Source organism: Paenibacillus sp. CFBP 13594 (assembly GCF_014842675.1).
GTDB lineage: Bacteria > Bacillota > Bacilli > Paenibacillales > Paenibacillaceae > Paenibacillus > Paenibacillus amylolyticus_B.
Window position 1 is genome coordinate 907534 of record NZ_JACYVQ010000001.1, and the last position, 13210, is coordinate 920743.

The following is a 13210-nucleotide window of genomic DNA, read 5'->3' on the forward strand; positions in this document are numbered from 1 at the left end:
TAATAACTTCTCCCAATCCATGTGCATTAAGGAAATCGCTTACATGAAGGGATATCTTTATTCTATCGAATAGGTTAATTCGCTGAAAAGGTACAATTGTTTTTGTGGTATCCCATTTTTTTGGCTTTTGATTCAATCTGCCTTCTGCCGCATCATCTGTCGGTACTCTGTGGGTTGGATCTGCATCACATGTCGGAACGCCCGTGTAAAGCTTTTGTAGCTTTCATATCCAACCATAGCAGCCACCTCAACAATTTTATGATCAGTTTCGGCGAGAAGCCGCCGTGCTTTATCCAGACGCACATCTCGTAGGTATTCAGCAAAACCTTTACCCATATTCTTCTTAAACAGATTTGAAAAATAAGCATAATTAAGCGATACATGATTAGATACCATCGCAAGGTCCAGCGGTTTATGGTAACTCTCGTGTATATAACGAATGGCTTCATTTAGATCCTGCGAATGGCGATAGCTGCATTTATAGTCATAATAGAACTGATTCAGCCGGAGCAGCTGCTGTTGCAATGCTTGTATATAATCACGCATCCCTTGATAATCAAAGAGATTACGCAATGATTCAAGGTCCAGCTCGTCTTCCCCCATATAAGGACGGATAACTCGTTCGTATTCCTCCATCATCTGAACGGTAGCGGCGCAGAGCTGTTGGGTATAGCGAATAGGATAGCGTTGCAGCACCTTTTTGTGAAATAGTGCAGAAATACCCTGAGTAATTATTCCACTGTTATCTGTTCCAACTGATTGGAAGAGTCCATACAAGTCTTCATAGGGAAGTTGCCACTGCTGCTCCATGTGCTCAATATGTGCTGGGAAGATACTGCACTGATCAGGAAACAAGTAACTGTGGCGATAGAGCTCAAGTACTTGGTTATAGCTGTTTGGTAGTTCTTTTAATCCCTGAATCGGATTAGTCATGGCCGTTATGGCATTGATATTTCCTTCCTTTAGCGCTGTAGGATAAACACTTGGATCTATGGACGCATCCACCGCAAGGATCAGGTATGGGCGATGTTGCAGGCAAATACAACCTTGTCTGCCAAACACACGATAAGCAATGGATTCCATACTATGGGTGCTGCTGGCTCCGGGCTGGTTAATACCAACTTCTTCCCTCAGCAGGGCTAGGCGATAATTACGCCATAATGCATCATTTTGTTCCTCAATCTGAAGAATCCATGCGTCATCACTTAACGCACCTTGCATAAACATTCTTAATTCTTTACTCTCGGTCTCTTGGGCGAGACGGGATACATGCTGCATATTATGCGTAAGTGCCTGCCGTGTCTGAATCTCTTGCCATACATGCTCCAGGGAATTTTGCAGATCCTCTCGCTTCAAAGGTTTTAGCAAGTAGCCCTTTGCCCCAAGCCCGATCGCTTTTTGGGCATATGTAAAATCACTATAACCGCTGATAATGAGGTATTCCACATCCATGTATTCCTCTTTGCTTTGAGCCATGAGTGCCAATCCATCCATATCCGGCATCCTGATATCGGTAATAACGATGTGAATGCAATGCTGCCGCAATAGGCACAGCGCCTCCATCCCGCTCGCGGCACAATATATGTTGTTCAGTTCCAGAGGAAATTGATGCAGCATGGCCTGCAGGCCGTCACGAATGTGTTTTTGATCGTCCACAATCAGGATATTAATCATGCTCTACCACCCTCCAAGATTTACATTTTCCCAAGGCAAGCGTATCGTTACACAGGTGTATGCACCTTGCACACTATCAATCCAAAGACCGCAATTCTTGCCATAATGAAGCTGCAACCGCTTATTCACGTTTTCCAAACCAAGTCCACTTCTGCTAGTAACCATCGGCGTATCCGATTCGCTTCGCAGTACTGCCTGAAGACGGTGTAACATCTCAGGCTCTAACCCCTCTCCGTCGTCTCTTATGTTAATGAATAGCAGACTGTCATTCTCCACAGAAAAGGTAATTTCTATAGATACGCTACCGCCTGAAGGTGCCCCGTGATGAACAACATTTTCAACGATGGGTTGCATACACATCTTGGGAATGGCGTAGCGAAGTATCTCCTGCGGAAGATCTGCCGTCATAACGATATTGCCGCCTTCCATGAAGTTGATAAATTCAATATAACTTTGGATATTGGCAAGCTCCTCACGAACAGCAACGGTATCACTACGCCACTGCATGCTGTAGCGCAGCTGCGAGCCCAACGACACCAATGAATTGGCTATAGCAGGCTGCCTCTGTACCTCTGCCACCATCCGGATCGATTCCAGGGCGTTATATAAAAAATGGGAGTTAATCTGCGAATGCAGGGAGTGTAACTGTGCGTTTTTGGCAATTAACTGCTTATCCACGACCTGTGTCATTAAACGTTTGACCTCATGTAACATTTTATTGTAATTCACCGCCACCTCATCGATTTCATCTCCTCTTTCGTTCTCATCAAGGCCTGTATCAATTATTGCATCCAACTCGCCTTTCCGTACCTGACGCATTGAAACGAGTACGCTGTCCAATCGCCGGAAAATACGCCGCGTCGTTTGGGATACGAGTAGCATAAATAGCAGCAATACACATAATGTAATCGTTACCACAAATGCATACCAACTGCGCGGTCCCTTCATCAATGCCTGATGGGAAGCAATATCGACAACATAAGTGTTCAACGGAGCGATGTATCGATACAATACATAGTAACTCTGATCTCCCACCCTGACCTGAAGTGGGCTTTCCTGCGGCGATATATCCAGCTGGCGATGAATACTGCCAAGGATCTCCTCCAGCCCCAGCCCGTACTTCTCAGAAAACTCATGCTGGGGATTGTAAACATACTGGGGAGGATTACTTTCGTTCATCAACACCGAAAAGAAGTCCCCCTTGTTCTCCTGTAGCAGGTCGCTGAAAAACATGCTGTGGGGAACGCGCACTTCCATAATGCTAGGGCGTTTTTGCTCCTGCCCTTGAAGGCGAACCAGACGATAGTAGGATAAGGTGTGCTCACCATCCCTAAAAGAAAATAAGCGGTAAGCCGCACCACCTTCATCTCGAAGCTTTACCCAATAATCCTGCGGCGAAAATTTCTTGTAATGATAGATTTCAGGCCAGATTTCATACAAGTTTGGGTTATCGACGTAAAAGCTAAGCTCACTGATCATCGCATTGCTTTGAATGATATTGAGCATTTGCTCATACTGGTTTTGCTTGAACTTTACCAGACGCAGTCCATCCACAATCATATTGGAATGAATAAAATCCACAAATGACTTTTGAGTGAGGGCTGTATTGGAAACGTTCTCAATCATGTCCATTCTTCTGCGTAATTGTTCATTCAGCCATGAAACGTGGCTGTTGCCCGTTGCCATAGCGTCCTTATATAGCTGGTTTTCTTGCATACGGATATACACAAAGGATATCAAAATAACAGGTATCGCAATCATCAGGCTAAATGCCAGAAACAGCTTTTGGGATATACGGGCATTGCGATAAAGCTTCCTCAATCTCGTCAGCAGGTATTTCATTCTGATGTATTCACCACCTTTGTCATACCCTATATTACTAGTTATCTCGTAGATAACGATGTATTAGGGAATGGTTATCTGGCTATCTTGGATTTTCGCAGCTCCAGTTCAGCCTGGCGATATTCCATCACCTGGTTAAAGCCGTAGTTCACACGACGTATCAGAAAATTTTCAAAAATTTTGTCAAAGGCAGCTTCATCCTTCGCTGTAATCAGTTCTGGCAGCACTTCTTCCCAATTCTGAGAAATACGTGACCAGGCTAACGCTATATCGGAATCTCCTACAGGATCGAGTCCCTTATAGATGCCGCTGTCCAGATCGGCGTGTTGGTTAGCGAACGCCTCCATTTGCTTAATGGACGGAGTATGCTCTGGTCTCCACGGGTTAACGAAAGCAGGGTTTCGCAGCATCCAGTAGGTATCCATAATGCCATATTCCTTTTCCAGCCGCTCCCGATCCGTGTCATGCAACTGGACCATTGCCGCCGTCAACCGGGGTTTGCCGTTCTCCATCGCCCAAGTTTCACCTTCTTTGCCCAAAAATAGATCCCTTTGGCCTTCTTCGCTGGCCAGATAGGTCAAAAAACGGATGGCTCGTTCAGGGTTTTTCGTGGATTTGCTAATCATCGTAACCATCCAGCCATCCATGCTGCCGGGGAACAGTTTGGCGGATTCTCCCCTGCTGCTCCGGGGTCCATCTACAGCAATATAGGTTGAATTCTGATTCGTAAGGACTTCCAATTTCGAATTGAGGTCCGATATGTCTGTCCATTCCCGAATCATCATAAAATATTGGGCATGGTTGGTTTTATCTTGCACCTGTGCACTGGAGTCGACCAGAAAATCAACATTAATCAGGCCCTGCTCGTAAGCGGTACGAAATGTTTTCAGCCACTCGATATAATCGGGATCTGTCATTCGGTCGTATACTTTACCGTTCTGCTCATGGGGGATTGCAAGCAGATTTTGCAAATATTCGGTCATCCCATAGGATGCATTCCCCTGTGCCCAAAACGGACTTATCAGCTGTCCTTTATAAACTGAATATTGATTCTTTAGCAACTGTAGTGCATTTAGAAAACCTTTCGGCGTGCTAAGGTCCGGTTTGCCCATCGATTCATACAGATCTTTACGTACGAGAAAGGTTTGGTTCGCTCCCGTCAAGCCGGTTGAACGCATCTGTTCGGGACTGTATGCATCATTAGGAATGACATAGGTATGCCCGTCTTCCTGCCGATACCACTGTAGAGCACCATCACCTGCTACCTTGTTAAAGTAAGGATCATACTGGTTGGCTAGCTCATCCAGGGCATAGATGAGATTACTCTCCCGAAGTTTTTTAACCGCACTCTCCCAGGAGCCGATGGTTATCAAATCCGGCAGACTACCGGTCGTTAACATCCGTGATAACATCTCGCTTGGTTCACCAGTAGGTACTTCAAATTCGATATTAACCCCTGTTTTTTGGGTGACATATTTGGAAGTCAGGCTTTCACCCCAAGTGTGCCCGTACCATTCGGCCCCAACGAACCACGTTAGATTCACGGGGGTGGTATCCAGCTTCCATGACGGTTCATCCAGATTCAGATTGAGGCTCTGCATCTCTTCTGTGAAGTCAGCCTTTGTCGAAGCACCCTTATCTTCCGCTTGCTCTGACTCAGAACAAGCAGCCAAACCTGACATCAGACACATTATCAACAAAGCTAAAATAAAAGAACTTCGAAACATGAACACCTAAGCGCCTCCTTTCTATACTCGCCATCTCCAATCCCCATCTGCACCAGCATTCATACGAGTGGTGGTACAACCGATTTTACTACCCTTGGATTAAAATGGAAATCATTTCATGGTCAATTCTCAGATGATCCGCAACATTCCCCCTAACGAAACATAACTTGTAATAAATCAATGGAAGGGAGACCAATTCGTGTATTTAATCTGGATAATCATTGTTGGTGGGCTAATTGGCTGGTTAAGCGGAAATCTGATTGGACGGGACGTGCCGGGAGGCGTACTCGGAAATATCATTGCTGGTTTTGTTGGATCATGGTTAGGGTATGAACTGTTGGGACCGAGGGGGCCGGTAGTGGGTGGATTTCATATCATACCCGCGATCGTCGGGTCGATCATTGCTCTCTTGATTTTCTATGCTCTGGCGCGTGGTGGAGCGTTCCGAAGACGTTAACAGGCGGAGTACCAGATCATCTTGAAAATTTCTGACAGGGGCAGGTACGACGAGATTTGTATCTTTAACCAAAGCTTCAAGCCAGATAAGCTCTGATGCGACATTCCCTTTTGAGTGAATGGAAATCGTTGAGATATGGATTTTGATAAGATACTTTTGATTATCATCGTTGGTCTGAACTTGAAATGTAACATTATCACTCATTCCGAGATACACAAGTTTTTCCCAAATGATTGGGTATTGATGTAAAGCTTCTTTCGCTACCTTCGCATAATCTTCCTCAGAAAGCATAGTATCCACTCCAGTTAGTGTGATTTTTACTTCACAATTCTACCAAGCACACTTTATTTTCTGGTGATAAAAGTTGATTATAACTAAACTTTACTGCTCAGTAATTGAATAAAGCCGCCGATCCTGTTGATCGGCGGCTTTATTTGGTTTTATGGAACTATTGTATCCCGTGCGTTAATGAACTGTTTTCCTAATTAAAACCCACCTCTAGAATGGATGATTTGTCCGGTGATCCATTGGGAATCGTCGCTTGCCAGAAAAGCAATCAGACGGGATACATCTTCAGGAAGACCGATCCTGCCCATCGGAAATCCCGGTAGCAAGGCTTTTTTCACTTCTTCTGACATCCAACCCGTATCGGTAGGACCGGGATCAACCGCATTCACAGTAATGTGAAAAGGAGCTAGTTCAGCAGACAGACATTCGGTAAAGGTGGAGACGGCGCCTTTTGTTGCGGCATAAGCGAGATTGCAAGGCATCGGCCCCTTACCCTGACCGGACGTAAGGTTGATGATCCGGCCGCTGTTAAGGGCCTGATGGCCGGCCAGTTCAACCTCCAGCATACGCGCAAATTCGGCCGATAGCATGAACGTACCTCGAATGTTCATGGCACAGTGCGCATCGATCAGTGATGCAGTCAATTGACGGAAATCAGCTGATACGCTGTACGTAGCGTTGTTGACGAGAATGGTCGGCAGCCCGACAGCCGACCGGCACGCATCAAGCACTCGCGCTGGAGAAGTGGGATCGGTAAGATCGACCTCCATATGCGCTGCCTTAATGCCATAAGAGCGAAGTTCTTCAGCGAAGAGATCCGGCCAGTTCTTGTCGGCATCTCCCGGATTCTCTGTCTTATCGTAATCGTACAGATGGGTATAGAACACATTAGCGCCTTCGTGTGCCAACGTGCGGCAGACGGCAGTTCCGATCCCTCCAGGGCGGCTTGTGCCTGTCACGATAGCGGTTTTTCCATGTAGTTTGGTCATTTTATTTCCTCCGTTTAATAAGGGAGGGAGAAATCCATTTTTCATTGGAGATGGAATTATCCTAGGTATAACAAAAACGGATACATCAAGTATCCGCGCCCGGGTTTGATCAAACGGTTCCTCGCGTCCCTTGAATGATTGCAGATCGGCATCACAAACGAGGCGTGTGGTAATAACCAAAACACCAAGTCGAGCGATCCAGTTTAGATAATCATTACAAGGAAGTCCACATTGTCCAGCGAGTCCCCTTTCCTACATCTCCACTTCAAATATTACGAGTCAGCCTCAATTACTGTCAAGATAATAAATACATGGGATTACAGTTCCAGTGAATATGGTTGGGTGGTCAAGCATCCAGCTAACCAGCAGACTGTTCACTTTTTTGAATGTAACTTTATATTCGATTTTTACAACTTCAATTCATATCGTATATCAGGTAAATTCTCTTCATTTTCTTGTCCTCTACCAGTGATTTCAAAACCATTATTCTCATAAAATCTTTGGGCATTTTTATTAACTTCAAATGTATATAAAGTTAATTTTCCATTTGCTTGTGCTTTTGCTTTATTAAGCAAGGTTCGCCCTATTCCATTCCCTTGATAATCAATATGAATATAAAGTTGGCTTATCTCAGTTTCACTATAGGCAATCATTCCAACTACTTTTTCATCAATTAACGCTAAATCTATTTGATATTGTTTAGATAGTATATGATTTAAAAAATATAGATGGTTTTCGAAGCTATGGGTTTCAGCCTGATCAATTGCCCGTTCCTTACTATCTCTCCACATTTTCACTGTATGTTCAGCATATTTGGGATTATAGTTAGATACTTTAATTTCAAGTTTTTTCATTAATATACCGCCTTAAATAGAAAGATTTTCAAACGATGAAGTATTTACTCTATTAAGTGTCAACTATCTTCATCCTATTATTTCCCTTACATATTTAGAGCACTCTTGGACCAAGTTATGTAAATTATTCGAGGTGTAAGCAATAATTCTTGGTGAGAAATCAATGTCATCAAACATTAATGATGCTCCTCTCACTTTTATTTTTAAATATTTCAGTTTTTGTATGTCTCATAATCCAAACGACCATCCCCCGGTGGAATACCGAGAAACGGTCGTAGCGTAAATTTCGTCTTTTTGTCTACTTGACAGGGTTATGACCATAAATAGTGACTTTCACTGAACTAATGTTCTTGTCCTTATAAAATTTTTTCTAAAGACAATATTAAATCAGTGTTCTGGCCACCAGTTACCTCTGCCTGCCCTTCTGTTATATGCGTTCATTAATTCTGATCAATAATTTCTTTAAGATTTGCTTCTCCTCGTCATTAAGGGCTTGAACGATTTCATCCTCCACTTTTTGAAATGAGTTATTGAAGTCTTCAATCAAGTCAACCGCTTTTGGTAATACATAAATATTTTTTTGCCGTTCATTATTGGTCGGGATTTTACGTTCGATGAAACCTTTTTGCTCTAGACCTTGAAGCATGCTTGTAACGCTTGCCCCACGCAGATGGAACCGATCTGCAAGATCCTTTTGAATAATATGATTATCTTGATTCTCATAAATATAATCAATTACTTTTCCTTGTTGAGAACTTAATCCTAACTCTTTTATACTCTCATCCGCTCTTTTCTTTAACTTAAGACCGATAATTTGAAACAATTCCATAAAAGGCGTATCTTCTCGGGAATGCATGACCGTCCATCGTCCCCTCCGTAATTGTTAGGAATCTAATTGTAAGTAGCTAAAATATACAGTGATCCCAATAGGCTTGTCAAATAAACATTAGACTATTGACTGTTAGATACCTAACAGTTATACTCCGAAGTGTTGAATCACAAACACATTAGGAGGATTTTTTATGATGGAGAAATTAAATCAAAATGCTGGGTTAGAAGAAATTACGGCGATTACAAATGTACGGATCTTTGATGGATATCAAATTATTGCTCCCAGACATATTGTCATTAAAGGGGTGTCCATTATCTCAGTGGGCGGAGACATCCCGAGCGATGCAACAATTATCGATGGAGAAAATGCGACATTAATACCTGGTCTCATTGATGCACATGTTCATACCTCAATTGGCGGATTACGAGATGCCTTGAAATTCGGTGTTACAACAGAACTTGAAATGAACGGCGATTTTACTAAAAGAGGGCGCGAAATTCAGCTTAAAAATGTGGATGACATCGCAGACGTTCGATCTGCTGGTACAGCGATTACCGCTCCTGGTGGGCATCCAGATGAATTACTGCCTGATGGAGATGAAATACCTGAATTCGTATTAAAGGAACTAGAGAAGTTATCGGAGGAAGACCGGGAAGCAATGTTGGCCGCCTACGCTCACGATCACGAAGAAATACCTCAAGTGACGACGGTTGAAGAAGCGATCAAACATGTGCATACCCAAGTGGAGAATGGATCTGACTATATTAAGATCATGATTGAAGAGGGAACGGTCATGGGTGCACCTGGCCTGCCTGTTCTAAGTGATGAGATTCTAAAAACAGCCGTTACTGAAGCCCACAAATTTGATAAGTTGGTTATTGCCCACGTCTTGACGGCTCTTTCATCGAAGGCAGCCATCGATTTTGGAGTCGACGGTTTGGGGCACTTGTTTATCGACAGGCCCGAGTACACGTCCGAATTGGTCAAATCCATAGCTGATTCTGGAGCTTTTGTTACACCGTGCTTGGTGTTGAATTCATCGATTATAGGTAATCCGGCATCAGAATTGGCTAATGATCCACGAGTTCATTCCAAATTAAGCCCAGATTGGATCGATATCTTGAACTCAAGCTTCAATACGTTCCCACAAGGCAATATGGAGAACAGCTTTAATAATGTGATGGATCTTCACCGTGCCGGAGTTGATATTCTTGTAGGGACGGATGTCGCACCGGTTCCCGTTCCGAACCTTGGTGGCCTTGCTCATGGGGCCAGTGTTCACCACGAAATGCAGCTACTGGTGAAGGCTGGGTTCACTCCGATCGAAGCTCTTCAGTCGGCTACTTCCAAACCGGCCCGTTGCTTTGGTCTACATGATCGTGGCCGGATTACCGAAGGTGCACGTGCTGATCTTATTCTCATTAACGGTGATCCGATCACTAATATTTCAGATACCTTGTCAATCAAATCTGTGTGGTTCAATGGTTCGCAAAAACTAGGCAAAAACTAGTAGTTTATATTTCCTAATTGTAAAATCACTAAGAAGAGGGAGTGCAAAATGCAGTCCCTCTTCGACTTTAATCTATTTATCCATCTACTAATTTTTTGGAACGATGCCCAGCGAAAATGAGTTGCAATTAGATCCCCTTCTGCTACCAGCTCCTTAGTGGAAGGCGTTAAATTTGTTAATATAGTCATTTAGAGTACTTTCTATAACTGTACTTACATAGTATCTATAGATTTCTTTCCGTCTATACTTCGGGGTGAATACAATGTGGGATTTACACATCCACTTTTGTGTGATCTAGGCTGCAGCTCTTGTTTGCCACCCTAGATCATTCCTTCACCCAGCCTGAACATCTAATTTTATCGGAACGGTCTTGGTGATCACCCCACCCGCATAGTGGGTGGTTTTTTGTTTCGCGCGTTACACGCACTCACTGAGCTAAAGCCATAAAACAAAAAAGCCGCTATAATAGCGACTCAACGGGAGCATATTCTTGTTCCTGACATTCTTTTTGCCTGAATACAACAAGAGGTACCTCCAATATTCTAGCTTATTTAATTAACTTATTTACAGTGATCATCAGTTCATCCAAAACTTTGTGATCGCCCTCTGAAATCCGTTCAATGACACAGCTTTTCATATGATGTTCCAAAAGCTGCTTTCCTACTCCATTCAACGCGGATTGAATGGAGGCAATTTGGTGCAATACGTCATCACAATACGTGTCCTTCTCAATCATTCCTTTTACTCCACGCACTTGCCCTTCAATCCGATTCAACCGGCTAATTAACTTTCGCTTTGTACTCTCCGAATGATGGCTTTTCCGCTCGTTTGAAGATGTATGGTCACATGAGGCGGCCTCAAGTATCGTATCATCCAAGTAGATCAACTCCTTTATTAACACATTACCATCCCCCCCTACCCTATGTAAAGGGAGCAAGAAGTATCATGGTAAGTGCTAAGAGAACGGCTTGTCAGGCTCGGAAGTTGACCGGGGTCATAACAGTTATTTAACTAACTCACTGATTTCAGTGAGATTTTCGGCAAAGCCTACAAAGACCTTATCTCCAATGACAATGGTTGGAACAACCTGTTTGCCAGTCAACTTCCAGACTTCCTCAGCGTACTTGGCATCTTCTTCACAATTGTAATCCGTATAGGGAAGCTCACGCTCTTTAAAGTAACGTTTAGCATAATTGCAATCGCTGCAGGTTGGGATTGAATAAATCTGAATGGATTCCGTCATGCCCAATTACTCTCCCTTGTATTTCAATATATATTACGCTCCGACGTTATATCCTTTTTTACGGATCGCTTCTTCAATTTCAGCGATTTGAACTTTAGAATCGTCAAATCGAACTTCTACTGTTCCCTGTTCAAAATTTACGTGGCCTTCAGCGCCAAGAGCGCAAATTGCACCTTCAATTTTAGATACACAAGAACGGCAAGACATACCTTGAATTTTTACAGTTGCTTCTTTCACTGTTTTCACCCCCTTTCAAGCGTCATTGACTTCAAGTTTTCCAGTGTCATTCGATTAACGAATTTGCTGAACTTTTCTTTGCCTTTCGCATGTATCTTATAATAATCAATAATTGCGGTAACAAAAGGAATAAGCTGATCCTCCATTAATCCGGAATGTAGCAGCTTGGCGAAGGAGGGTTTAAGCCCCTTCGACTCGCCACCAACATAAACATCGAACTTATCGCGCATCTTTACGATCCCAATATCCTTAATCAACGGTTCACTAGTGCCTAAAGCGCATCCAGCATATCCAATCTTGAGTGGTGTAGGCGTATCGATACCGGAAATGGCTTGATTTAAACTTTTGGCTGTTTCCATGCCTGCTTCTTCTGCACCTCTACAAAAGTTGCAAGCGATCAGACTTTTGGTTACAAATCCTGCAGGGTTTATTTCAAGACCGTGATCTTCAAGTTTATTTTTGATCTGATCTCGTTGTTCAATCGATACTTCTGCGTATAGTTGCTTAAAGGGTGTCATCTCCACTTTTGAATCTGGACCAGTAATCTCGCCAATTTTAACTAGTTGCTCCGGAGTGAATAAGCTTCCACCAAGTTGGATTGCTGGACTAATCGCTATTTTAATTTTATCTCCCATGCTCATACCTCTCTACTCACTTTACATCTACGACGAAAGGTACTGTAAAGACTTCCCCATCATGTTGGAATTGACCCCAGATTTTATAGGTTCCGCTATGCGGGAAAGAGGTCATAAATTCTGCTTTTGGACCTGTTGCCTTTTCCTCTGTTGGATGTACATGCAGATATTGCTCTGCATCCTCAGAAAGGATAACAACATGACCTACAGCACCGAGGTATTGTTCCAGATTATTGATCCCTTCGTCCGTTTTCGCATCCATGATATTAAAGGTCAGATTTACGTCTTCGTTGGCCTTTTTGGTATTCAATGAAAGTTCGATTTTTTTACCATCCACTTCTTTTATAAGGTTGGAATCCGCTTGAACAGGCTCTTGGGCTTTTTCTGGACCCCAAACGTTCACCCATTCACTGGGTGTAGTGCTCGCTCCACCTTTTGGAACAAAGTCGGCAAGGATTTTGTATTCTCCACCAGCTGGAAATGAAGTTTCAATCACAAACTTTCCATCGCCTTTAAAATCTGGATGAATGTGATTAAAGTAAGAAAGATCTTTACTCACCACGATAAGGTGCATTCGTTTTTCGTGCCCCATTTCAAAATCATTAACCGGATTACCATCGACGTCCGTGATTTGGATTGTCAGAAGCGAATTTTCATTGGCCTTCACATCTGATGCAAAGGAGAACGAGGTTTCAAGGGCATTTGCTGTTGAATCAGCATGAGGCCCTGCGTGATCATGACTCGCACCTTCAGTTTCAGATTTCATCTCAGTATGATTCATACCACCATGTCCATCTGTATGTGCACTTTCTTTAGGGGTTCCGCAAGCAGACAACACACCGAAAGCTAAAACACCGGTTAACATTAGCATGATTTTTTTACTCCTCATCATCATTATGTTCGCTCCTGTTCTAGTACTTGA

At 43.2% G+C, this 13210-nt stretch carries 13 protein-coding genes and 1 pseudogene; 2 read left to right on the forward strand and 12 right to left on the reverse strand.

Annotation, left to right across the window (positions count from 1 at the left end; genetic code table 11):
- Positions 1-132: 132 nt before the first annotated feature.
- The 3 genes from IFU39_RS04195 to IFU39_RS04205 all read right to left on the reverse strand — a co-directional run bounded on the left by IFU39_RS04195 (position 133) and on the right by IFU39_RS04205 (position 5243).
- Entirely contained in the window at positions 133-1674 is a 1542-nt protein-coding gene (locus IFU39_RS04195) for a response regulator (protein ID WP_192131386.1), read from the reverse strand.
- A gap of 3 nt (positions 1675-1677) precedes the next feature.
- Complete coding sequence (locus IFU39_RS04200; RefSeq protein ID WP_192131388.1) at positions 1678-3516, reverse strand: sensor histidine kinase; 1839 nt, start codon at positions 3514-3516, stop codon at positions 1678-1680.
- Positions 3517-3590: 74 nt separating this feature from the next.
- Positions 3591-5243, reverse strand: a complete 1653-nt coding sequence (locus IFU39_RS04205; protein ID WP_206759546.1) for an extracellular solute-binding protein — start codon at positions 5241-5243, stop codon at positions 3591-3593.
- A 199-nt stretch (positions 5244-5442) separates the two neighbouring features.
- On the opposite strand from IFU39_RS04205, the gene IFU39_RS04210 reads away from it, so the two are divergent.
- Positions 5443-5700, forward strand: a complete 258-nt coding sequence (locus tag IFU39_RS04210; RefSeq protein WP_105598914.1) for a GlsB/YeaQ/YmgE family stress response membrane protein — start codon at positions 5443-5445, stop codon at positions 5698-5700.
- 485 nt (positions 5701-6185) lie between these two features.
- Here the strand turns inward: IFU39_RS04210 and IFU39_RS04215 are convergent, their stop codons facing one another.
- The 3 genes from IFU39_RS04215 to IFU39_RS04225 all read right to left on the reverse strand — a co-directional run bounded on the left by IFU39_RS04215 (position 6186) and on the right by IFU39_RS04225 (position 8687).
- Entirely contained in the window at positions 6186-6977 is a 792-nt protein-coding gene (locus IFU39_RS04215) for an SDR family oxidoreductase (RefSeq protein ID WP_192131392.1), read from the reverse strand.
- Positions 6978-7384: 407 nt separating this feature from the next.
- Entirely contained in the window at positions 7385-7831 is a 447-nt protein-coding gene (locus IFU39_RS04220) for a GNAT family N-acetyltransferase (protein WP_192131394.1), read from the reverse strand.
- Positions 7832-8258: 427 nt separating this feature from the next.
- Positions 8259-8687 carry a MarR family winged helix-turn-helix transcriptional regulator gene (locus IFU39_RS04225; protein ID WP_091020144.1) on the reverse strand — a complete coding sequence of 143 codons (429 nt, stop codon included), beginning with the start codon at positions 8685-8687 and terminating at the stop codon, positions 8259-8261.
- 169 nt (positions 8688-8856) lie between these two features.
- Between IFU39_RS04225 and IFU39_RS04230 the strand changes: the two genes are divergently transcribed.
- A complete protein-coding gene (locus IFU39_RS04230; protein ID WP_192131966.1) occupies positions 8857-10173 on the forward strand; it encodes an amidohydrolase family protein in 1317 nt (438 codons plus the stop codon).
- Positions 10174-10398: 225 nt separating this feature from the next.
- Here IFU39_RS04230 and IFU39_RS32755 read toward each other — a convergent pair.
- The 6 genes and pseudogenes from IFU39_RS32755 to IFU39_RS04255 all read right to left on the reverse strand — a co-directional run.
- Positions 10399-10492, reverse strand: a pseudogene (locus IFU39_RS32755) (IS200/IS605 family transposase); the annotation flags it as partial.
- Positions 10493-10720: 228 nt separating this feature from the next.
- On the reverse strand, positions 10721-11050 hold the full coding sequence (locus IFU39_RS04235) for a metal-sensitive transcriptional regulator (protein WP_047843212.1): 330 nt from the start codon (positions 11048-11050) through the stop codon (positions 10721-10723).
- Positions 11051-11176: 126 nt separating this feature from the next.
- A complete protein-coding gene (locus IFU39_RS04240; protein ID WP_192131396.1) occupies positions 11177-11416 on the reverse strand; it encodes a glutaredoxin family protein in 240 nt (79 codons plus the stop codon).
- 33 nt (positions 11417-11449) lie between these two features.
- Positions 11450-11653, reverse strand: a complete 204-nt coding sequence (locus tag IFU39_RS04245; protein WP_342345624.1) for a heavy-metal-associated domain-containing protein — start codon at positions 11651-11653, stop codon at positions 11450-11452.
- 5 nt (positions 11654-11658) lie between these two features.
- Positions 11659-12288 carry a nitrite reductase gene (locus IFU39_RS04250; RefSeq protein WP_181155432.1) on the reverse strand — a complete coding sequence of 210 codons (630 nt, stop codon included), beginning with the start codon at positions 12286-12288 and terminating at the stop codon, positions 11659-11661.
- A gap of 16 nt (positions 12289-12304) precedes the next feature.
- Positions 12305-13183: a hypothetical protein gene (locus IFU39_RS04255; RefSeq protein ID WP_244660860.1), complete on the reverse strand. Its 879-nt coding sequence runs from the start codon at positions 13181-13183 to the stop codon at positions 12305-12307.
- Positions 13184-13210 lie beyond the last annotated feature (27 nt).

Coding starts and splice junctions, on each gene's coding strand:
- IFU39_RS04195 (WP_192131386.1), bottom strand. CDS start 1,674: ATGATTAATATCCTGATTGTGGACGATCAAAAACACATTCGTGACGGC.
- IFU39_RS04200 (WP_192131388.1), bottom strand. CDS start 3,516: ATGAAATACCTGCTGACGAGATTGAGGAAGCTTTATCGCAATGCCCGT.
- IFU39_RS04205 (WP_206759546.1), bottom strand. CDS start 5,243: ATGTTTCGAAGTTCTTTTATTTTAGCTTTGTTGATAATGTGTCTGATG.
- IFU39_RS04215 (WP_192131392.1), bottom strand. CDS start 6,977: ATGACCAAACTACATGGAAAAACCGCTATCGTGACAGGCACAAGCCGC.
- IFU39_RS04220 (WP_192131394.1), bottom strand. CDS start 7,831: ATGAAAAAACTTGAAATTAAAGTATCTAACTATAATCCCAAATATGCT.
- IFU39_RS04225 (WP_091020144.1), bottom strand. CDS start 8,687: ATGCATTCCCGAGAAGATACGCCTTTTATGGAATTGTTTCAAATTATC.
- IFU39_RS04230 (WP_192131966.1), top strand. CDS start 8,857: ATGGAGAAATTAAATCAAAATGCTGGGTTAGAAGAAATTACGGCGATT.
- IFU39_RS04240 (WP_192131396.1), bottom strand. CDS start 11,416: ATGACGGAATCCATTCAGATTTATTCAATCCCAACCTGCAGCGATTGC.
- IFU39_RS04250 (WP_181155432.1), bottom strand. CDS start 12,288: ATGGGAGATAAAATTAAAATAGCGATTAGTCCAGCAATCCAACTTGGT.
- IFU39_RS04255 (WP_244660860.1), bottom strand. CDS start 13,183: ATGATGATGAGGAGTAAAAAAATCATGCTAATGTTAACCGGTGTTTTA.